This window comes from Pseudoalteromonas sp. CuT4-3 (genome assembly GCF_035666335.1).
In the GTDB taxonomy this organism is placed as follows: Bacteria; Pseudomonadota; Gammaproteobacteria; order Enterobacterales; family Alteromonadaceae; genus Pseudoalteromonas; species Pseudoalteromonas atlantica.
Genome location: NZ_CP142030.1, coordinates 137,501 through 158,502, shown reverse-complemented (window position 1 = coordinate 158,502; position 21,002 = coordinate 137,501). Strand labels below are relative to the sequence as shown.

Below are 21,002 nucleotides of genomic sequence, written 5' to 3'. Positions count from 1 at the left end.
CGTCGTAATTATTTATTATCTCGGGGCGTGTCGTCATCTTCACTAACTATGTGCTCGCTGCTTGCTAAACGCTGGCGCCAGCGCTGCTTGGCAACCATGCGCATATTGGTCGATTGGTCGCGCTCATCAACAATTTCAAGCCCCATAAGGGCTTCTATCATATCCTCTAGGGTTACAATGCCTTGAACATCACCGTATTCATCAACAATTAAACATATGTGAGTACGCTGTTTAAGCAAGATTTGTAGTAGCGATGACACATTATGCCCTTCGGGTACCGTATGAATAGGCTTAACTAATTTGCTAATTTTATAATCGGTACCTAAGCGGTGATAAGCCAACATAATATCGTTTTTATGCACAAAGCCAATTATGTCATCGGCGTCTTTATCAAACACTAACACGCGCGAAAATGAAGACGAGCCGTGCTCGCTCATGTACTGATCGACCGTTAACCCTTTATGCACTTTATACAGCACAGTACGCGGCGTCATTAAGTCGGTTAATTTCGCATGCCTAAAATGTAAAAGGTTGCGGATTATTTCTGACTCATCGGCATGGATTGCCCCTGTTTCGGTGCCTATATCTGCCATAGCTTCTATTTCTTGGCGAATATAAAAAGCCTCATCGTGCTTGGCCCCCATTAAATTAGTAAGCTTTTGAGCAAGCCACACAAATGGTTTTAGCGATATCACTAAAAAGCGTAAAGAATAGGTCACGCTAGGGGTTAAGGCACGCCAAAAATTGGCCCCTAAGGTTTTTGGAATAATCTCTGAAAGTACTAATACTAAAAGTGTCATTATGGCAGAGGCAATTCCTACTGCCGCATCTGAAAAAACCACAGCGGCTTGTGCACCCACACCTGCAGCGCCAGCGGTATGGGCCACTGTGTTAAGCGTTAGTATTGCAGCAAGCGGTTGATCTACATTATTTTTTAGTTTTTCGAGCTGCTTTGCAAGTTCAGGCTGTTTTTTGCGTAATAGCGCCACATAGCTGGGCGAAATACTTAACAGTACAGCTTCCATTACAGAGCATAAAAAAGAAATAACGATGGCAGCAACCATGTACACAATCAGTAAAGTCACTTTTTCTCCGATGAGTTGAACATATGGGCATGGTAACAATACATGCTATATTTGGCCAAATAACTATCAATAATAGGCACAAATATGAGAATTAGCTCACCTTGGACCACAAAAAATAAATTACTAAAACAAGCAGCTACCTTTTTTGCTCTTGGCAGCTTGAGCTTGACAGCAATAGCAGCCCCGCTTGATAAATCAAATATCGAGTTTATTGGCCCTTTAGGCGAAAACATGCAAGTTAAGCCATTTCAAACACCACACGGCCAAGTCATTATTAATAACTTATTAGAGCAGTTGCAACGTAATACGCAAAGTGTGTCTGTATTTGGTAAAAAGCATAGCTGGCAGCCGTTTAATAAAGTAAACGCACTTACTTTAGGTGGCCTACAAGCGCTTAAGTTCAATATTGAAACAACCCGCTATAGCCAAGGCACATTAACTATAAAAGGGATAGAAAACGCTCAGTTGTTTATTGATGCCAAGCTTCAAAAAGGCGATAACCACACATACTCTTTATCGTTAACTAATGGCTCTCATAGTGTGATTGTAGTGGCGCAACAAGTGGCTAACTGGAACAACGTTTCTCTCGACTTTGAACCCCAAGCCGACACTGACAACATTACAATTAACACCTCTACAACTAAGCGACTTTCAGCCGAGCAACTTTTTGATGCACCCACCATTAGTGGACTTTCTTTAGCGCCCGATGCTAAGCAATACGTTACCAGCACGCGTAGCTATTCAAATAAAACAGCTAACCAAGCAAACGTGGTAACTGAGCTTAAAAATAGCCAAAATCAAACCTTGTATCGCTTTGAAGGCCAGCAACCAAGCAATATGGTATGGAGCCCCAATAATCAATTTTTAGTTTATATGTTAGGGAGTGAACTAAAACAGCTAAACCGTAAAAACTTCAGCATTAAAACATTGGCCAGAGAGCTTGAAGGCGCGAGTAACTTTAATTTTTATGATAACAACAGCCTTATTTTTAGCTGGTCTAAAACCCCCGAAGACAACAACAGCTTAACTAAGCACTACAAAGGCCTTCAAGATAGATGGTCATACGCACGCAACGTAAGTCAGCTCTATATGTTAGACACCAACAGCGGCTTAACCAAAGCGCTTAGCCAAGGCCCTATTTCGCATAGCTTTGAAGATGCAAACACTAATCGTGGCAAAGTATTAATGAGCCGCCAAGTTATGGTTATGCAAGCCACCACCCACCCAGAAACTGAACTGGTGGAACTTGACTTACAATCGAATAAAATAACGTCTTTTGGTAAATTTAAAACCTTTAACCATGCAAAGTACGCCAACAAAGATGTGTACGTTGTTGCTGGCCCAGATTTTAAAAATGGCGCAGGCCGTGCCCTTCCAAAAGGGATGTTAGCTAATAATTACGACGGCCAATTATACTTACTTAGCGATAACGGTAAAAACGTAAAAGCGCTTAGTAAACAGTTTGACCCCGCTATAGGTGAATTACATGTGCTTGATAATGGCGATGCGCTTATAAAAGTAACCGAGCAAGATACCCAACCTTTGTATTTATATGACTTGAGCAAACAGCGCTTTAAAAAACTTAATACGGGTTTAGATATCGTTGAGCAATTTAGCTACTCGCACGAGAGAAACCCGCAAGTGCTACTAAGCGGTACCACAGCATCTACCCCTCAGCAGCTTAAACGCTTAAATATAAGTAAAAATAAAACAGACCTAATCTGGGACTCTAAGCCGCTTGCCTACGCTAATACACAAATACCGACTCTGGAAGAGTTTAACTTTACAAATAAAGACGGCGTAGAAATTACAGGGCGTGTGTACATACCTACTAACCTAGATAAAACTAAAAAACACCCTGCACTTGTCTATTACTACGGTGGCACCTCACCGGTTACCCGTGGTTTTACAGGGCGCTACCCATTTAACTTGTGGGCAGAAAATGGCTATGTTGTTTATGTATTGCAGCCAACAGGGGCAACTGGTTTTGGGCAAACATTTTCTGCTCAGCACGTTAACGCCTGGGGCGACTATACCGCTAGCGATATAATGCAAGGTACACACGCCTTTTTAAAAAAATACGATTTTGTTGATAGCAAAAAAGTGGGTAACTTAGGCGCCTCATACGGAGGCTTCATGACCATGCTACTTGCCACCAAAACAGACATGTTTAGTGCATCTATTGCGCATGCGGGTATATCAAACTTAACCTCGTATTGGGGCGAAGGTTGGTGGGGGTATTTATACTCAGGCGAAGCATCAAAAAATAGCTTTCCGTGGAATAACGCTTCACTTTATAGCGATCACAGCCCTGTATTTCATGCCGATAAAGTAACGACCCCTTTACTACTGTTACACGGCGATGGCGATACCAATGTACCTGTTGGCGAAAGCTTAACCATGTATACCGCCTTAAAGCTTTTAAATAAAGACGTAGAACTTATTGAATATAAAGGCGCCGACCATCAAATTTTTGCTCGTGATAAACGCTTTGATTGGTGGAACACCATGCTTGCTTATTTTGATAAACAACTAAAAGGCGAACCACAGTGGTGGGACGCAATGTATTCAGATAAGTAACACAGCGCTCAGCACATTTTTAGCTAAATGTGCTGAGCTTACTCACATAAACAGCAACCTTAGGTAATCCGCCTTTTATATCTGAAACATAAAGTTACCGAAAAGTTACACCGCCCCCTTCTCAGCATTTAACGATTGGTGCTACCATACAGAGCTATAAATATACAAAAATAAGTCCTATGGCAATTAACGTTTTATTGGTTGAAGACGACGAGCTACTCGTTAAGCGCATCCAAAATCACTTTACAGACACCGAATTTTCGATAGAAATAGACCCCACAGGTGCCGATGCCCTAAACATAGTTAGGCAACGCGTAAACCTGCGCAGTGCTATTTCTCTTGCCATTATTGATATTGTATTACCCAAGCGTGATGGGTTGCAGCTTGCCAAAGAGCTCAACACTTTGACCGATATTGGCGTGATTGTTTTATCTAGCCGCGACTCTCAAGCCGATCGTATTGCAGGGCTTGCACAAGGTGCTGATGACTATATTTGTAAGCCTGTTGATTTATTAGAACTTGAGCTGCGCATGCGCGCACTTTATAAACGTATTGCAATTAATCAAGACGATGATGAAAGCGAAGAGTTTATAGAGTACGCCGACTTTAAACTCCACCCCGATAACCGCACATTAATTACCTCATCAGGTATTGAATCGCGCTTAACCGAAGCCGAGCACAAAGTGCTAATTTGTTTAATTAGCAACGCAGGCAAAGCAACCTCGCGAGAAAAAATATCAGAAGAAATAGGCCAACCAGATTGGAGCCCAAATGACCGCACTGTGGATGTTTTAATTGGCCGTTTGCGTAAAAAACTATACGATGAAAAAGACCAAAAACGCATTGTAACCGTGCGCGGCAAAGGTTACATGCTCTCAATTTAGCGCATTAAAATTTTAAACGCAGAAAAACGCAGCAAGCTCCGAGCTTAGCACCTTAAAATGATTAAACATTATTGCGGTTCGGTATTATTTCCAGCAGCGTTTAGTTTATTTAGTTAACTGCGCTAGTAACCGCTCAAAAGCGCGATAGTTTAGCGCCTCTTTTAGCTCTTCTAAACTAATATGCTCTGCACCTTTTAAATCACTAATAGTACGCGCCACTTTAATGACCCTATGGTACGAGCGTGGCGATAACGACAGCTTTTCGCTAGCGCGCGCTAAAAACTGCAACTCAGCCGGGGCTAAAGTGCAATGTATATTCATTTCTTTATTATTTAATCGTGCATTAACTTTACCTTGGCGCTTTAGCTGTGCACTGTAGGCCGCCTCTACTCGGGCTCTTACTTGGGCGCTGGTTTCTTCAGGCTCGGTACTTTGTAGTTCAACACTTGTTAGTCGCGGTAGCTCTATTTGTAAATCGATACGATCGATAAACGGGCCTGATACGCGCGATAAATAGCGCATCACTTGGTCAGGTGTTGCTCGCTTATCATTATGACACCCGGTAGGGCTTGGGTTTAGTGCGGCTATAAGCTGAAACTGCGCCGGAAACTCCATTTGCCTTGCAGCCCGCGAAATAACCACCGAGCCGGTTTCCATGGGTTCACGCAGCGAATCAAGTACCTTACGTTCAAATTCCGGAAGCTCGTCCAAAAACAACACCCCGTTATGCGCAAGTGAAATTTCACCCGGTTTAGGGTTTGAAGAGCCACCAACTAAAGCGACTGCCGAGCAAGTGTGGTGTGGGTTTCGAAAAGGCCGTTGGCGCCAATTATTTAAATCAATTGATTGGCCAATAATAGAATACAGTGCAGCCGTTGATATTGCCTCATCGTCTGACATGGTTGGCATTATCGTAGCCATACGCTGCGCTAGCATAGATTTACCCGTACCAGGTGGACCTAAAAAAAGTAGGTTATGGCCTCCAGCGGCGGCTATTTCTAGCACTCGCTTAGCACCGGGTTGGCCTTTAACATCACTTAAATCGAGTAAAAAGTCGGGAGACTGGGCGCAATCTGGGTATTCAATATTTAAAGGTAGTGGCTGCTGATTTAATAAATCCCCCCATACTTCTTGTAACGAGTTAACCGCTTTACGCTTAACGCCGTTCACCAAACTTGCGAGGCTATCGTTGGTAAAAGGTAAAAAGCAGCAACGGTTTTGCTCTTTTGCAGCAAGTACAGAAGGCAAAATGGCATTAACTCCCCGCACTTCACCATTAAGGGCAAGCTCACCGTAAAATTCATATTTATGTATATCTGGACACACTACCTGCCCCGAGGCCACTAAAATACCTACGGCAATGGCTAAGTCGAAACGCCCGCCATCTTTAGGTAAATCGGCAGGGGCTAAATTTACGGTAATACGTTGATCAGGAAAACCAAATTGAGAGTTTTCTAGGGCGCTACGCACCCTGTCTTTTGATTCTTTAACTGAGGCCTCTGGCAGCCCAACAATATTAAATGCCGGTAAACCATTACCTAGGTGTACTTCTACAATAACCTCGGGGGCGTTTATACCCACTTGGGCACGAGAGTAAATGCGAGCTAGCGACATTCCTTATCCTAATTAATGGTTTAATTAATTAGTTTAGTCAGAATATTTAAAAACGTGTACTGTGATTTGCCATTTAATAGCCGCAATACGAAGCAATAAGGTGGTTAGCATTGCCATTACCATGGCAAGTTCGGTCGCGAACGCAAAATGAATTCCCAGCGTATAAACTACACCGCCAGCAATACAGGTAATAGCGTATAACTCACCTTTTAGCAGCATAGGAATTTCGCGAGCAAGCACATCACGGAGCATGCCCCCGAAGCAACCGGTAATTACACCCATAATAATCGCGGTCATATTTGGCATGCCGGCTAGTAAGGCTTTTTGGGTGCCCATTACCGCAAAAAATGCTAAACCAAATGCATCGGCAATTTGTAATGTGTAGTGCGGAATCGACTTTTGCTTGTTAATAAGCCGCGTGGTAATAAATACCGCGGCTAAAATAGCATAAAAAAAACTTTGATCGTGTAGCCAAAATACCGGAACATCTAATATGAGATCGCGAACCGTACCGCCCCCAATCGCTGTTACCGCTGCTAATACTACAACCCCAAAACCATCCATTTTCTTTTCGTGTGCGACCAAAGTACCTGTAACAGCAAACACAGCAATGCCGATTAAATCAAACCAGTGATAAAGTTCAGTCATGTGTAACAACCCAAAATTATTTGTGCCGTTTTAACACAAACTATACAAAGTTTTAAGTAATAACATATTTTTAGAGAAGTTTATAATATTTATAGATATTACTCGGGGGTATAAATCTAAGAGTGCTTTATAGGGAAAGAAATATAAATTTCAGGCATAAAAAAACACGCTTTAACCGTGTCGTTTCATTTTATGTATTTCAGTGGTTGCGGGAGCCAGAGCTTATGAAAGGTGAACCGACGACCTTTGCTGGCTTATGCAGAGCTGAGCCCGACGAGCTATTCATTTCACTGAATTTCAGGCATAAAAAAACACGCTTTTGGCGTGTCGTTTCATTTTATGTATTTCAGTGGTTGCGGGAGCCGGATTTGAACCGACGACCTTCGGGTTATGAGCCCGACGAGCTACCAGGCTGCTCCATCCCGCGCCTGAAATATGTATACTTATTTAGCGTTGCTTACATTACAACGTGGCTGCCAACTCCCTAAAGGAAATTGCTTGCGGGAGCCGGATTTAAAACGACTACCTTTGCTGGCTAATGAAGAGCTGAGACCGACAAGCTTTTCTTTAACTAACATTTTACAGTAACCTCAAACCCCTAAAGGAAATTGGTTGCGGGAGCCGGATTTGAACCGACGACCTTCGGGTTATGAGCCCGACGAGCTACCAGGCTGCTCCATCCCGCGCCTGTTATTTTAAGTCTATCGACTACTTAATTTAATCTCTTAAGTTAGAGTTTACAGTAACCAAACTTTTTAAAAAATTGGTTGCGGGAGCCGGATTTGAACCGACGACCTTCGGGTTATGAGCCCGACGAGCTACCAGGCTGCTCCATCCCGCGCCTGTAATTTCTTTGAAATAGTTTCGTGTTAATAACGAGCCTGTTTCGAAGAGAGCGCTATAATATAGGAATAAACTTATATTGCAAGGCTTTAACTAGTTAATTGTGTTCAACCGAACAAAAAGCAACCAACAAGCACTATAAATAGCTATCTCTGATGTGGGCTTATCATTTTTTGAAACTCCCAATCTGGGTGTCCCATTACAATAAAGTCAGGATTTTCAGTGCTCTCACGCTGGTTATAAGTAAGCGGATTAAATTCTGCATCGGTTATACACCCGCCCGCTTCTTCTACAATAACTTGTGACGCGCCGGTATCCCACTCGCCTGTAGGGCCAATTCGTAAAAAGCAGTCGGCTTTACCCTCGGCAACTATACATGCTTTTAGCGAGCACGAGCCTACTGCAATAGTGGCAAACTGCGTATTTAAATACTGACTGACCGCTTCAATTTTTTGTCTACGGCTTACTGCCAACGTTAGGTTATCGGGTGTTGCTACCGACATTTTTGTGTCGCTACCATTTTCTCGTTTAAATGCCCCCTGATTAGCAGTAGCAAAGTAAGTGATCCCTTTTGCTGGCCAATGAATCACACCTAAAACGGGGTGATTATTTTCAATAAGTGCAATATTAACGGCAAAGTCACCACTTTCTAAAATAAACTCGCCAGTGCCATCCATCGGATCTAATAACCAATAGCGCTGCCAGTTCTTTCTTTGGGCAAGTGCCGGAATAGGCGTTTCTTCCGACATGATAGGGATGTCGGGCGCAAGCGCTTTTAAACCAGCAACAAGCACATCGTTAGACGCTAAGTCTGCTTTTGTAACAGGCGTAGAGTCTGATTTTTCTTGCTGGCCAATATCGTCTTTTTTATAAATAGCCATAATGGCATCGCCTGCACTTTGTGCAAGTTCAATACAAGGCTCTAGTAATTTATTCATTTGCAGCTCCAGACGCTAAATACTTATTTAATAATAGCAAAGCGGCAACACTGCGAGCTTCGGTAAAATCGTCTTGCTCTAATAATGACTGCCAATCTGTTAATGGCCACTTAACAACCACTAAAGGTTCGGGCTCATCACCTTCTAACGTTTGCGGATATAGTTGCTTAGCAAATAAAATATGCATGGTCGCGTTAAAGTAACTTGGCGCCATTGATACTACTTTTAGCGGCTCAAAAAATTCAGCACCAAAACCCACTTCTTCTTTAAGCTCTCTGTTTGCTGCTTGCTGTGGTGTTTCGCCTGGGTCTATCAAGCCTTTAGGAAAGCCTAATTGGTAGTCGTTTGTGCCCGCGCAATACTCACGTACCAGTAGCATTTCGTTATCTGCAGTTATTGGTACAATCATTACAGCCCCGCGGCCACCGCCACGTATGCGCTCATACTGGCGCTCTTCGTCATTAGAAAACTTAAGCTCTAACGATTCAACAGTAAATAAACGGCTTTTAGCAACTACATTGTTACTAATAATTTGAGGCGGAGTTGGGTGCTTTTTCTGTGTCATTGGCGTTATTTTGCTATCATGGCAGTTGTGCTTAATCATAAACTTTTCACAAGGAAAAGCCCATGCTAAATTGGTCAAAAATCGATACCGTTTTACTCGATATGGACGGAACATTACTCGATTTACATTTCGATAGTCACTTCTGGCTTAACGTTGTACCAGAGCAACTTGCGCTCACTCGCAATATTACCCTTGATGAAGCAAAAGCCGATATGCACAAACGCTATCAAGCGGTAAGTGGTCAAATACAGTGGTATTGCTTAGATTATTGGCAAGAGCAACTCAATTTACCGATAATGGAATTAAAACGCCAAACCCAGCACTTAATAAAAGTACGCGAAGATGTGCCCCACTTTTTAACAGAGTTAAAAAAAGCAGGTAAAGAGCTAATTCTTTTAACTAACGCCCACCCTGAAAACGTCATGCTTAAATTTGAACATACCGCGATAGATAATTATTTAGATGGCGTGGTGTCTACTCATCAATACGGAGTGAGTAAAGAGCAGCAAAGTTTATGGCATCAAGTACAAAAGGACTTAGGGTTTAATAAGCAGCGCACTTTGTTTGTTGATGACAGTGTGCCAGTTTTAAATGCTGCCCGAGAATACGGCATTGAACATTTACTTGCGGTGGCCAACCCAGATAGCCAGCAACCACATAATGTAATAGCCGATTACTTAAACGTAACCGACTACAGAAACATAATCTAGCAGCTAGATTATTGTTGTGGGTAACGCGCCACTAGGCCTTGATATACTAACTTTGCAAAGTCGGCATGTTCGGTATCAAGGCTTTTAACGACTTCGACTAAATGCTCGTTATCTTCTTGGCCATTCCATACTTTGATGTAGCTGCCATCTTTGTAGCCATGATCTTGGCGGAAAAAGTTTAACGTGTTTTTACCTACGTAACCGCGGTATAAATCGTCAATATCCATCCCTATTTGCGCCATACACCCTGCAAACGCGGCCGCGTTAAAGGTTTTATTTGCAACTGCTGAAGCTGCTAATATTTCAAGAGTTTGTTTAAAGTCATCTGCGGCCTGTGGTGCGCTAAGTTCTTGTTCTAGCTGCTTAGCTAACTCTTCGTAAGAGGTTGTTCCGTCAATTCTTAACGACAAACCAAAATGAAATATATCAACCAATTCTAGAATTACTTGCTCGGTGTCTGGGGTTTGTTTTTTCCACCACTTCCAACCGTAATGATCTAGCATTTCTGCACACTCTACCCAAATGGCTCTGTACCACTCAAAGCCTTGGCTAAACCATTGATCATGAACTTTAGTGTTCATGGCATTTTGCATTTCTAGCATTACTACTAGCTTATTTAAGTTGGCTGACATATCGTTTCCACTTGAGCTTTTAAATTACGCTTATGATACAGGCAAATAATAAAAAGTGCATTTTTGATCTATTATAAACAGCACATAAAAACAAGGCAGGAAATAATGATGAGTAAAGTGTTACTACACACCTTGGCGACTATTGTAATGGCTGCTTTTTTAGTAACGAATGCGCAAGCAAGTACAGAAGGAATTGCTGCAGCCCCCGAGCAAGTATCATCATTATTACCGGGCTTAAGCGTGCCTAATATAACGCTCAAAGATCAACATGGTAATAATGTAGAGTTACAAAAGCGCTTTGCTGAAAAAACAACGGTGCTTATTATTTACCGCGGAGGTTGGTGTCCTTATTGCTCAAAGCAACTGGCTAATATACAAAAAATTGAGCAGCAACTCGCTAATTTAAACGCGCAAATTATTGCAGTATCGCCAGATAGCCCAGAAAAACTAGCCCAAAGTAAAATAAGCTCGCCAAATTATTTACTGCTTTCAGATGATAGCCTAACCCTAGCAAAAGCCTTAGGTTTAGCTTATTTTTTAGATGATAAAACAGCCGCTATCTATCGCAATAAGCGCGGTGTTAACTTTGTTGATGCCCAAGGCAAGGTAAACGTCGCTTTACCTGTACCGGCTGTATTTGTAATTGATAAAAGTGGCGTTGTGTATTTTCAGTACGCAAACCCTAATTACAAAGTACGTTTAACAGAGGAGCTATTATTAGCTGGCGTTAAATCAATAGAAAATCAATAATCTGTAGTTATATACCAATCGACTTAAATATTTAATCATTCTAGGGTGCTAAATAGAGCGCTATAAATGCTTAATAACTTTACACAATTGATATTACAAAAAAGGCCAACTAGGTTGGCCTTTTAAACGTTTAACGCGAGCCAGTAAACTCAGCCCACGACTCTATTAAATCTATAAAATCTTCAAAGCCACAACCACTCACTAGGCCATTTTCTTCAAGCATTAAGTCATCATCTTGATAGGCGACTAAATCTTCGCTGTCTTGGTGTAGAGCATGGGCTTCAAATAAGGCTTCGTCTTTAGAGAGTATTAAGTCTATCTCTTGGCCTTTTAACGTTATTGGCTCGTAACTTGTTTTTACCGAGCTAATAAGTGCTTGTACCATCGCGACTTTTTCTTTGCCAATTTCTTCGTTTAACCAGCGGCCAATTAGGGCATGCTCGCTGCTTATTTTAATGCGCAGCCCACTAATAGGGTCACGTATAAATTGATATTCCATAATTTTTACTTTTAAAACGCTAATGCACTAATTATACCCATAAATAGCCTTAAATACCGACCCTAAAACGCAAAATAGCGCCAATGGGCGCTATTAAATAGGTGACATAAAAGCTAACTTCGCGATCTAAAACGTGCAGCATCTATAATCGACCATAAATAAATAATAGGCACGAGTACGAAGCCTACTAATACATAAATAAGTGCGTAACTAATTATAATAGCTAGCGCAAAAAAGATAGCGGCTAAAATTCGCCCTTGTACCAATTGCCCTAAACCAGGAAAAAATATATTACACAACGCTGCAATAACATTACCGCCAGAACCTTGATCAGCCATACTCACCTCTGTAGTTAATTAATTTTAAGTTTTAGTTATTTACTTACTATCACACTTTATGCCAATTTATTAAAGCTTAAAAATCAGATAGTTAAATTACTACTAAATAACTGCTTTAGTATTTTTTACTAAATATAGGTCAATTTGATTATTTTTATTATTAATTATCGTTACTTAAGAGTACAAAAAAGCGGCTAAGGGATTAGTTTTACAAGTATTTTTAGAATAGCTGTTCATAAAAACAGTATTTTATTTAGCCTAACAAAAACACCTGTTATACTGCCCTCATTATTGATTGAAAAGGCGTAACGATGGACGTTTCTGAATTACTCGATGGCTTAAATGACAAACAACGCGATGCCGTTGCAGCCCCACTACAAAACATGCTGGTATTAGCAGGTGCTGGTTCGGGTAAAACACGTGTTTTAGTTCATCGTATCGCGTGGTTAATGCAGGTTGAGCAAGCATCAGCCTATAGTATTTTTGCAGTTACTTTTACCAATAAAGCCGCTAAAGAAATGCGCACCCGTGTTGAAGAAACCTTAAAAGCACCTGTCGGTGGTATGTGGATTGGTACTTTCCATGGTCTATCACACCGTATTTTGCGCGCTCATCACCGTGAAGCAAACCTACCAGAAGCCTTTCAAATTTTAGACTCTGACGATCAACTTAGAATGATCAAGCGCTTATTAAAATCAATGAATATTGATGACAAAAAGTGGCCCGCCAAACAATTTGGCTGGTACATCAGCGCTAAAAAAGATGAAGCCCTGCGCCCTAAAGATATTCAAGCCTACGATATAAACGAGCAAATGATGCTGCGTGTATATGCCGCCTATCAAGAGGCGTGTGACCGTGCTGGTTTAGTTGATTTTGCAGAAATACTGCTACGTAGCTACGAAGTACTTAAAAATAACCCTACGCTACTTCGCCATTACCAGCAGCGCTTTGCCCACATGCTGGTAGACGAGTTCCAAGATACCAATACCATTCAATACGCATGGTTAAAGCTACTTGCTGGTGATACACAAAGCATTATGATTGTAGGCGACGATGACCAAAGTATTTACGGTTGGCGCGGCGCTAAAATAGAAAACATTAAACGCTTTTTAACTGATTTTGACGCCGAAACTATTCGTCTTGAGCAAAACTACCGCTCAACCGCGACCATTCTAAAAGCATCTAATGCGCTAATTAAAAACAATTCAGAGCGCATGGGTAAAAGCCTTTGGACCGATGGTAACGAAGGCGAGCCTATATCAATTTATGCCGCCTTTAACGAGCTAGACGAAGCCCGCTTTGTAAGCAGCAAGCTACGCAGCTGGTTAAATGCTGGTAATGCGTTGCAAGACGCCGCTATTTTATACCGTAGTAACGCGCAATCTCGTGTACTCGAGGAAGCCATGCTACAAGAAGGCTTAAAATACCGTATTTACGGTGGTATGCGATTCTTCGAACGTCAAGAAATTAAAGATGCGCTATCGTACTTACGATTGGTAGGAAACCGCCAAGACGACGCCGCATTTGAGCGTGTAATTAACACCCCTGCGCGCGGTATTGGCGATAAAACACTTAGCCATATACGCGACTGTGCGCGTGCTGAGTCGCTGCCTCTTTGGTACGCAGCTAAAGCAATTGTTGAACAGCAACATTTATCGGGTCGTGCGGCAAGCGCTGTTACAAAATTTGTAGAGTTGGTAGAGCACATAGAAGATAAAATTAGCGACCTTACACTGCAAGAGCAAGCCAAATACACTATCCAAACCTCTGGCCTTATGGCCATGTATCAAGCTGAAAAAGGCGAAAAAGGCCGAGCTCGCGTAGAAAACTTAGAAGAGCTTATCAGTGCCTGCGATCAGTATGAACTCCCCGAAGAAGAAGAGTTTAGCTCACCACTACAAGGCTTTTTAGCTTATACCTCACTTGAGTCTGGTGAAGGCCAAGCCGATGAACACGAAGACGCTGTGCAAATGATGACTCTTCACTCTGCTAAGGGCTTAGAGTTTCCGCTTGTGTTTATGGTGGGCGTTGAAGAAGGCATGTTCCCATCGCAGCAAAGTAATGAAGAGTCAGGGCGCTTAGAAGAAGAACGCCGCCTTTGTTACGTGGGCATGACCCGTGCCATGGACAAACTTTACATAAGCCATGCCGAAAGCCGTCGTTTATACGGCCAAGAAAAGTACCATAGCCCATCGCGATTTTTACGTGAAATACCCGAAGATTGCGTAGAAGAAATTCGTATTAAAACACAGGTATCACGACCGCCTGCTGCAGGACGTTTTAGCGCATCAGTAAGCCATGCTGTATTTGAAGAAAGTGGTTTTAACTTAGGCCAACGTGTACTTCACGCTAAATTTGGTATTGGCACTGTGCTTAATTACGAAGGCAGCGGCGCGCAATCGCGTGTGCAAGTAAACTTTGATGACCTCGGTAGCAAATGGTTAGTAACCGCATATGCACGACTTCAAGCTGTATAAGCACTGTGTTGAGCAATTAACGCAGCAACTAACTGGCGCAAAGCATCGTCAGTTAGTGCTAATTACAGGCCAGCCTACGTGGTGCTATGAGCTATTAAGCGCGTTAACCCGTTCGGATGATGTAAAGCTACTTTCAAGCAGCCTTGCCAATGCAAGTTGGCCTGAGCATACTCATCAACTACTTGGGCAAGAGTTTCCTCATGCCGTTTATGATGGTTTTAGTGGCATTTACCCCGATAAACTCGCTGCATTAGCCGGCACCGTAAAAGCCGGCGGGCTTTTATTTTTATTACTGCCTGATTTACAACATTTAGCCTCATGGCAAGACCCTGCGCTGCAAAGCGTGCAGTCTTATGGGTGTAGTAATCAGCAAAGCTATTTTAATTTACGTTTTTCTCGCCTTTTACAAACGCTACCTGCCATACACTTTGATGAACATACTGACTTTAAACAGCCGCCGCTCAAAAGCAATGTAACAAATAAAATTGAGTATCAGGCGCAGCAACACTGCGTTGAGCAAATAATTAAGGTGGCCACAGGACGTGCGAACAGGCCTTTAATTATTAATGCCGACAGAGGGCGAGGAAAATCAGCCGCGCTAGGTCTTGCAGCCGCAGCATTACATGATAAAAAAATCATTGTATGCGCAACACAATTTAGAGCCACCCATAGCTGTTTTAAGCATTTAGCTAAAACCTTACAGGTGGAATACAAGGCTCAGCAAAAACATTTAGCTAATTTACAATACATGGCGCCCGATGCACTGCTTAATCAGTTGCCGCCATGTGATTTATTACTGGTTGATGAAGCCGCCGCAATACCTGTCCCACTACTGTTAACCATATTAAAGCACTACCCGCGTATAGTCTTTGCAAGCACCTTGGTAGGCTACGAGGGTAATGGCCGAGGCTATACCATTCGCTTTACGCAATATATTAAAGTAAATTACAAAGCGGCAAAAATTGTAAACTTAGAAGAGCCTTTACGCTTTGCCAAGGGCGACCCTCTTGAGCAACATGTACGCACACTCTTTGCTTTAGATGCACAATATAACGAATACCCACCCGCTTTAAATAACATTGAGCATATTGAGGTCACTCAACAGCAACTCGTTGACAATGAGCCTTTACTGCAGCAAATAGTTGCGTTGCTAGCACTTGCCCATTACCAGAGCAGTGTTAACGATTTACGCCAATTACTTGATGCCCCAGCGCAAAGGCTGTTTATTAGTAGATGCGACATGCATGTTGTGGGGGTGTGTTTAATAGCAGTTGAAGGCGGTATGGATGCAGAGCTAGCTAAGCAAGTAATCAGTGGTGAACGCCGCCCACAAGGGCATTTAATGGCGCAATCGCTCGCGCAATTAAGCGCACAGCCAAGCTATTTAACAAAACAAAGCGCACGCGTTATTCGTATAGCTGTTGCACCTAACCTGCACCAACAAGGTGTAGGTAAAGCATTGCTAGCGCATTGCCAACATCAGCTAACCCCCACCTGTAGTTATATAGGTGCAAGTTTTGGGGCTACAGCAGGGCTTTTACGTTTTTGGCAATCTCAGGACTTTAGTGCTGTAAAGCTAGGTTATCAGCGAGATAAAAGCACGGGTGAGCACTCAGCCCTCGTTATTAAAGCATTAAACACATCCACGCAGGGCTTACATACCTTAGCTCAACAATTTAAAAGTGATTTGTTTTATGGTTTATTAACGCACTTTAGCCAACTGGACAGTGAGTTAGTCAGTGAGCTAATAAGTAAATTTATCGATGAATCTAGCGTGCCCAGCCCACCTATAAACACTGCAATTAGTACAATAAATCGCTTTAATACCGCGCCAAAACTATGGTATTTATTTAACCACTCCCCATCCAGCCTAATGGCAACTAAAAGTGAAGATCGCCACTTGCTGATACAAATGGTATTACAAAACCACAGTAATGAGCAGCTAATCAAGCAACATCGTTTAAGTGGAAAAAAAGCATTAGAGCAACAATTTAAACTCGCAGTTAAGTCACTAATTAAAAAACCACACAACCTTTAAGCTATTTATCTATTTTGTTCTATCCTTAAAGCATTACAAGGCAATTAAAGATAAAGGTATGGAATTCATAAACTTTCAAGTGGGCTGTAAAACCATTTCACTTAAAATTCTCGATATTTTACTCACCGAGCGGTTTGATAATAACCTCACTACATTGCCAAATAACAATAAGAGCTTTATTGGTGTAAAAGACTACATGGAAACACCCACGCCGGTGTTCGACCTAGGTGTTATTTTAAATGGCAGCTCTACAGAGCAAAGTAATAAAAAAGCACTTAATGAGCTAAGAACTTGGCAAGCCTCGCTTAATGATTGGTTTAGCCAATTTGAAAAAAGCATCGCGCAACAGAGCCACGTAATAACAAACGATAAAACTCAGCTGCACAACATCGCCGTATTTTATAAAGAGTTTAAAACTGACAACAGTGACCTAAAAACTATCATAGAAAAACTTGATGAGCCTTTTCAAGCGCTAGTAACAACTACAGATCGCGCAGTTAGTACTCATAACGAGCAAGACTATAAACAAGCCAGTAAATATTTAGCGAGTATAAAGCGCAACAGCTTTATGCAATTACAACGACTGTTTGATGCGGCAAAAGAGCAAATAACACTCGATTATAAACCTATTATTGTTTTTACTACTAAAGATGGGCTCAACCCGCATATCGGATTACTAGTAGATAAAGTAGAGGACAATATAGATTATAAAAAAGAAGACATTAAGCCACTCGATAAATTAACCGATGTAGGCTTTGATATAGACCCGCAAACCAAAGGCATGATGCGAGGGCTAATAAAGTTAGCCGAAAAACACAGTGTTTTAATAGACCCTAGCGCAATATTTAGACCTGATCATTTAGCACAAGAGGAAGACGAAGAAACACAAGCGTATGGTTTATTCTAAAAATAAAAAAGCCGAGAAGGCTCTCGGCTAATTAACTTATAGCAACACGTTATACAGTAGCTATAATATCTTCAACAGGTAAACGCGCTTTAGGTTTGCCAAAGTTCCAATCTTCTTCTTCAACTGGGTAACCCATTGCAAGTGCCACTTCACAAATATGACCATCAAGCTCTTCGCTAAACTTCTCACCGATTAACTCTGGATCAACACCTTCCATAGGCGTAGATGCAATATTTAAACGCGCCAGTGTATGCATAATGTTACCCAGCGCTAGGTAAACTTGTGCTTTAGTCCAGCTGCCATTGTAGCCATTTTCATCCGTATTCATTTCAGCAAAAGCGTAGGCACCCATAAAGCTATCACGCATTTGCGCTGGTAAGTGACCAGAGCTCACTTCAACATCCACACGTTTAACAAACTTCTCTTTAGTAAACTTAGGATCGTAAGCTAATAACAGCGTATGCGACGCTTCTTTAGCGTGTAATTGATTAAACTGGTGCTTGTTAGCAAATGTATCGTGCAAACGCTGCTTAGCTTCATCACTTTCTACCAATACAAACTTCCAAGGTTGAGAGTTAATTGAAGAAGCAGACAAGCGAATAGCTTCTTTAATTACGTCAAGATCCGCCGATGAAATACGTTTGCTCGTATCGTATTTTTTAGCCGTGTAACGGTTATGTAAGTCTTTAATAATTTGATGAGACATGCTCTTCTCCCCTTTGGTAAGGTATGTAAATACAAGATGGGGCAAGTTTATAGGGTTTGCTATCAATTGATAATTAGCAAAATACTTAAAAGACTTTCTAAAAAAATTTGATAATAGATCAAGCTCATACCTTTTGGGGTAACAGTTTAATTGCTGCGGGAATGGTCGTTACGAAACATATAGAGGCGGATACTGTTGTTGCTGGTAATCCAACTCGTGAGATAAGAACACTATATTTACCATACAAAGATGTGCGGCGAGCCTTATCCGCGGGTTTCGTGATACTCAACCCACGCTACGGAGGTCGAGGAGACTGTGTAAAGGCAGGTATTTCTCTTTTCTGCAGACGTAAAAAAGCCCGGCTCTTTCGAGTCGGGCTTTCTTGTATTTGAAGCCTGGCGATGTCGTAGTGCCCACAGCGGTAGAGAGTCACATAGCAAATGGGACATTATCATTGTGTCGGGTCGGCCTTCCGTGGGGCTCGCCTTCGAGCTGTTTTGTTTGAATACTGAGTTTGGCATGGGTTCTTGGTTATTTACTAAATCCCAGACAGCAAAAAACCCGTCACATCGCTGTAACGGGTTTCTCTTATTTGGAGCCTGGCAATGTCCTACTTTCACATAGCAAATGCTACACTATCATCGGCGCTGTTTCGTTTCACTACTGAGTTCGGCATGGGGTCAGGTGGGTCCAAAACGCTATGGTTACCAAGCAAATTAGGTGCAAAGGATTAATGACAAGCACGTAGTGCTTCTTTTTCCTTTGCGCAAGGTGCCTCAACTTTAACGCTACGCGCTAAGAGTCACCTCATAAATTTGGAAAATTCTGATAATATTTTTTAAGTCTAAGTATTTATCTACTTTAGCTATTAACTTCTGTCGCTTGTTTCTGTCACAAAACGCGTTTGGCGTTGTATGGTTAAGCCTCACGGGTAATTAGTACAAGTTAGCTTAATGGCTCACACCACTTCCACATCTTGCCTATCAACGTTGTAGTCTTCAACGGCCCTTCAGAGACTTTAAAAGTCTAGTGAGAAATCATCTCGAGGCCTGCTTCGCGCTTAGATGCTTTCAGCGCTTATCAGTTCCGAACGTAGCTACCGGGCAATGCCATTGGCATGACAACCCGAACACCAGCGGTTCGTTCACTCCGGTCCTCTCGTACTAGGAGCAACCCCTCTCAATTCTCAAACGCCCACGGCAGATAGGGACCGAACTGTCTCACGACGTTCTAAACCCAGCTCGCGTACCACTTTAAATGGCGAACAGCCATACCCTTGGGACCGACTTCAGCCCCAGGATGTGATGAGCCGACATCGAGGTGCCAAACACCGCCGTCGATATGAACTCTTGGGCGGTATCAGCCTGTTATCCCCGGAGTACCTTTTATCCGTTGAGCGATGGCCCTTCCATTCAGAACCACCGGATCACTATGACCTACTTTCGTACCTGCTCGACGTGTCTGTCTCGCAGTTAAGCTGGCTTCTACCATTACACTAACCGTACGATGTCCGACCGTACTTAGCCAACCTTCGTGCTCCTCCGTTACTCTTTGGGAGGAGACCGCCCCAGTCAAACTACCCACCAGGCACTGTCCGTAACCCCGATTCAGGGGCCAACGTTAGAACATCAAAACTACAAGGGTGGTATTTCAAGGACGACTCCACAACAACTAGCGTCGCTGCTTCAAAGTCTCCCACCTATCCTACACATGTAGGTTCAATGTTCAGTGCCAAGCTGTAGTAAAGGTTCACGGGGTCTTTCCGTCTAGCCGCGGGTACACAGCATCTTCACTGCGATTTCAATTTCACTGAGTCTCGGGTGGAGACAGCGTGGCCATGGTTACACCATTCGTGCAGGTCGGAACTTACCCGACAAGGAATTTCGCTACCTTAGGACCGTTATAGTTACGGCCGCCGTTTACCGGGGCTTCGATCAAGAGCTTCGTCCGAAAACTAACCCCATCAATTAACCTTCCGGCACCGGGCAGGTGTCACACCGTATACGTCATCTTGCGATTTTGCACAGTGCTGTGTTTTTAATAAACAGTCCCAGCCACCTGGTCACTGCGGCTCCCGTCCGCTTAGAGAGTAAATCTCATCACAGATAGGAGCGTACCTTCTCCCGAAGTTACGGTACGATTTTGCCTAGTTCCTTCACCCGAGTTCTCTCAAGCGCCTTAGTATTCTCTACCTGACCACCTGTGTCGGTTTGGGGTACGATTCGGTATAATCTGAAGCTTAGAGGCTTTTCCTGGAAGTATGGCATCAGCAACTTCACACCCTTGGGTGCTCGTCTCGTGTCTCAGCCTAACAGCAACCCGGATTTACCTAAGTCACTAGCCTACTCACTTTCACATGGACAACCATCGCCATGCTTGCTTAGCCTTCTCCGTCCCCCCATCGCAATTATACCAAGTACGGAAATATTAATCCGTTTCCCATCGACTACGCCTTTCGGCCTCGCCTTAGGGGTCGACTTACCCTACCCTGATTAACATGGGATAGGAACCCTTGGTCTTCCGGCGTGCGGGTTTTTCACCCGCATTATCGTTACTCATGTCAGCATTCGCACTTCTGATACGTCCAGCATACCTCCCGGTACACCTTCAACCGCTTACAGAACGCTCCCCTACCACTCATCCTAAGATGAATCCGCAGCTTCGGTGCATAGTTTAGCCCCGTTACATCTTCCGCGCAGACCGACTCGACCAGTGAGCTATTACGCTTTCTTTAAAGGATGGCTGCTTCTAAGCCAACCTCCTGGCTGTCTGGGCCTTTCCACATCGT

Annotated in this window: 16 protein-coding genes, 3 tRNA genes and 2 rRNA genes (1 of these 21 cut by a window edge); 7 read left to right on the top strand and 14 right to left on the bottom strand. The window is 42.8% G+C overall.

Translation table 11 applies throughout. The annotated features are described in order from the left end of the window. Positions 1 to 8: 8 nt before the first annotated feature. Positions 9 to 1,085 carry a hemolysin family protein gene (locus tag VOI46_RS00755; RefSeq protein ID WP_282337996.1) on the bottom strand — a complete coding sequence of 359 codons (1,077 nt, stop codon included), beginning with the start codon at positions 1,083 to 1,085 and terminating at the stop codon, positions 9 to 11. An 84-nt stretch (positions 1,086 to 1,169) separates the two neighbouring features. Here VOI46_RS00755 and VOI46_RS00750 point away from each other — a divergent pair, with 84 nt between their 5' ends. Then, positions 1,170 to 3,665 (top strand): S9 family peptidase, encoded by a 2,496-nt coding sequence (locus tag VOI46_RS00750; protein WP_282337997.1) that lies wholly within the window; start codon positions 1,170 to 1,172, stop codon positions 3,663 to 3,665. Between the two features lie 179 nt (positions 3,666 to 3,844). Beyond that, on the top strand, positions 3,845 to 4,549 hold the full coding sequence (locus VOI46_RS00745; RefSeq protein ID WP_004588673.1) for a response regulator transcription factor: 705 nt from the start codon (positions 3,845 to 3,847) through the stop codon (positions 4,547 to 4,549). Between the two features lie 105 nt (positions 4,550 to 4,654). Here VOI46_RS00745 and VOI46_RS00740 read toward each other — a convergent pair whose 3' ends face one another. The 7 genes from VOI46_RS00740 to nudE form a co-directional block, all read right to left on the bottom strand. After that, positions 4,655 to 6,163, bottom strand: coding sequence for a YifB family Mg chelatase-like AAA ATPase (locus tag VOI46_RS00740; RefSeq protein ID WP_004588672.1), 1,509 nt, complete (start codon positions 6,161 to 6,163; stop codon positions 4,655 to 4,657). A gap of 33 nt (positions 6,164 to 6,196) precedes the next feature. Then, positions 6,197 to 6,811, bottom strand: a complete 615-nt coding sequence (locus VOI46_RS00735; RefSeq protein ID WP_055255143.1) for a trimeric intracellular cation channel family protein — start codon at positions 6,809 to 6,811, stop codon at positions 6,197 to 6,199. A 350-nt stretch (positions 6,812 to 7,161) separates the two neighbouring features. Then, positions 7,162 to 7,238: transfer RNA gene (locus VOI46_RS00730), tRNA-Met, on the bottom strand. A gap of 182 nt (positions 7,239 to 7,420) precedes the next feature. Then, positions 7,421 to 7,497 (bottom strand) — tRNA-Met (locus tag VOI46_RS00725). A 78-nt stretch (positions 7,498 to 7,575) separates the two neighbouring features. Continuing rightward, positions 7,576 to 7,652 (bottom strand) — tRNA-Met (locus VOI46_RS00720). A gap of 148 nt (positions 7,653 to 7,800) precedes the next feature. Beyond that, the gene (gene cysQ / locus VOI46_RS00715; protein ID WP_004588670.1) at positions 7,801 to 8,592 is read right to left on the bottom strand and encodes a 3'(2'),5'-bisphosphate nucleotidase CysQ; all 792 of its coding nucleotides are present in this window, start codon (positions 8,590 to 8,592) and stop codon (positions 7,801 to 7,803) included. Next, positions 8,585 to 9,157, bottom strand: coding sequence for an ADP compounds hydrolase NudE (gene nudE, locus VOI46_RS00710; RefSeq protein ID WP_029772216.1), 573 nt, complete (start codon positions 9,155 to 9,157; stop codon positions 8,585 to 8,587). Before nudE ends, cysQ begins: the two co-directional genes overlap by 8 nt. Before the next feature lie 62 nt (positions 9,158 to 9,219). On the opposite strand from nudE, the gene yrfG reads away from it, so the two are divergent. Continuing rightward, positions 9,220 to 9,867: a GMP/IMP nucleotidase gene (yrfG, locus tag VOI46_RS00705; RefSeq protein ID WP_004588668.1), complete on the top strand. Its 648-nt coding sequence runs from the start codon at positions 9,220 to 9,222 to the stop codon at positions 9,865 to 9,867. Positions 9,868 to 9,875: 8 nt separating this feature from the next. Here the strand turns inward: yrfG and VOI46_RS00700 are convergent, their stop codons facing one another. Further along, positions 9,876 to 10,499: a dUTP diphosphatase gene (locus VOI46_RS00700; RefSeq protein WP_004588667.1), complete on the bottom strand. Its 624-nt coding sequence runs from the start codon at positions 10,497 to 10,499 to the stop codon at positions 9,876 to 9,878. A gap of 105 nt (positions 10,500 to 10,604) precedes the next feature. Between VOI46_RS00700 and VOI46_RS00695 the strand changes: the two genes are divergently transcribed. Continuing rightward, positions 10,605 to 11,249, top strand: a complete 645-nt coding sequence (locus VOI46_RS00695) for a peroxiredoxin-like family protein (RefSeq protein ID WP_282337998.1) — start codon at positions 10,605 to 10,607, stop codon at positions 11,247 to 11,249. A 130-nt stretch (positions 11,250 to 11,379) separates the two neighbouring features. Here the strand turns inward: VOI46_RS00695 and VOI46_RS00690 are convergent, their stop codons facing one another. Both VOI46_RS00690 and VOI46_RS00685 read right to left on the bottom strand, forming a co-directional pair. Further along, on the bottom strand, positions 11,380 to 11,748 hold the full coding sequence (locus tag VOI46_RS00690; protein WP_004588665.1) for a YacL family protein: 369 nt from the start codon (positions 11,746 to 11,748) through the stop codon (positions 11,380 to 11,382). 113 nt (positions 11,749 to 11,861) lie between these two features. Continuing rightward, positions 11,862 to 12,086, bottom strand: coding sequence for a hypothetical protein (locus VOI46_RS00685; protein ID WP_004588664.1), 225 nt, complete (start codon positions 12,084 to 12,086; stop codon positions 11,862 to 11,864). Positions 12,087 to 12,397: 311 nt separating this feature from the next. Here VOI46_RS00685 and uvrD point away from each other — a divergent pair, with 311 nt between their 5' ends. The 3 genes from uvrD to VOI46_RS00670 are packed head-to-tail and all read left to right on the top strand — an operon-like array spanning position 12,398 to position 17,508. Beyond that, entirely contained in the window at positions 12,398 to 14,563 is a 2,166-nt protein-coding gene (gene uvrD, locus VOI46_RS00680) for a DNA helicase II (protein WP_004588663.1), read from the top strand. Continuing rightward, positions 14,541 to 16,601 carry a GNAT family N-acetyltransferase gene (locus VOI46_RS00675; RefSeq protein ID WP_004588662.1) on the top strand — a complete coding sequence of 687 codons (2,061 nt, stop codon included), beginning with the start codon at positions 14,541 to 14,543 and terminating at the stop codon, positions 16,599 to 16,601. The genes uvrD and VOI46_RS00675 overlap by 23 nt, the downstream gene beginning before the upstream one ends. 58 nt (positions 16,602 to 16,659) lie before the next feature. Then, the gene (locus VOI46_RS00670) at positions 16,660 to 17,508 is read left to right on the top strand and encodes a hypothetical protein (RefSeq protein WP_004588661.1); all 849 of its coding nucleotides are present in this window, start codon (positions 16,660 to 16,662) and stop codon (positions 17,506 to 17,508) included. Between the two features lie 49 nt (positions 17,509 to 17,557). Here the strand turns inward: VOI46_RS00670 and VOI46_RS00665 are convergent, their stop codons facing one another. The 3 genes from VOI46_RS00665 to VOI46_RS00655 form a co-directional block, all read right to left on the bottom strand. Continuing rightward, positions 17,558 to 18,214 (bottom strand): NAD(P)H-dependent oxidoreductase, encoded by a 657-nt coding sequence (locus VOI46_RS00665; RefSeq protein WP_282337999.1) that lies wholly within the window; start codon positions 18,212 to 18,214, stop codon positions 17,558 to 17,560. A gap of 597 nt (positions 18,215 to 18,811) precedes the next feature. After that, a 5S ribosomal RNA gene (rrf, locus tag VOI46_RS00660) occupies positions 18,812 to 18,926 on the bottom strand. A 202-nt stretch (positions 18,927 to 19,128) separates the two neighbouring features. After that, positions 19,129 to 21,002 (bottom strand): 23S ribosomal RNA (locus VOI46_RS00655) (it continues 1,013 nt past the right edge of the window).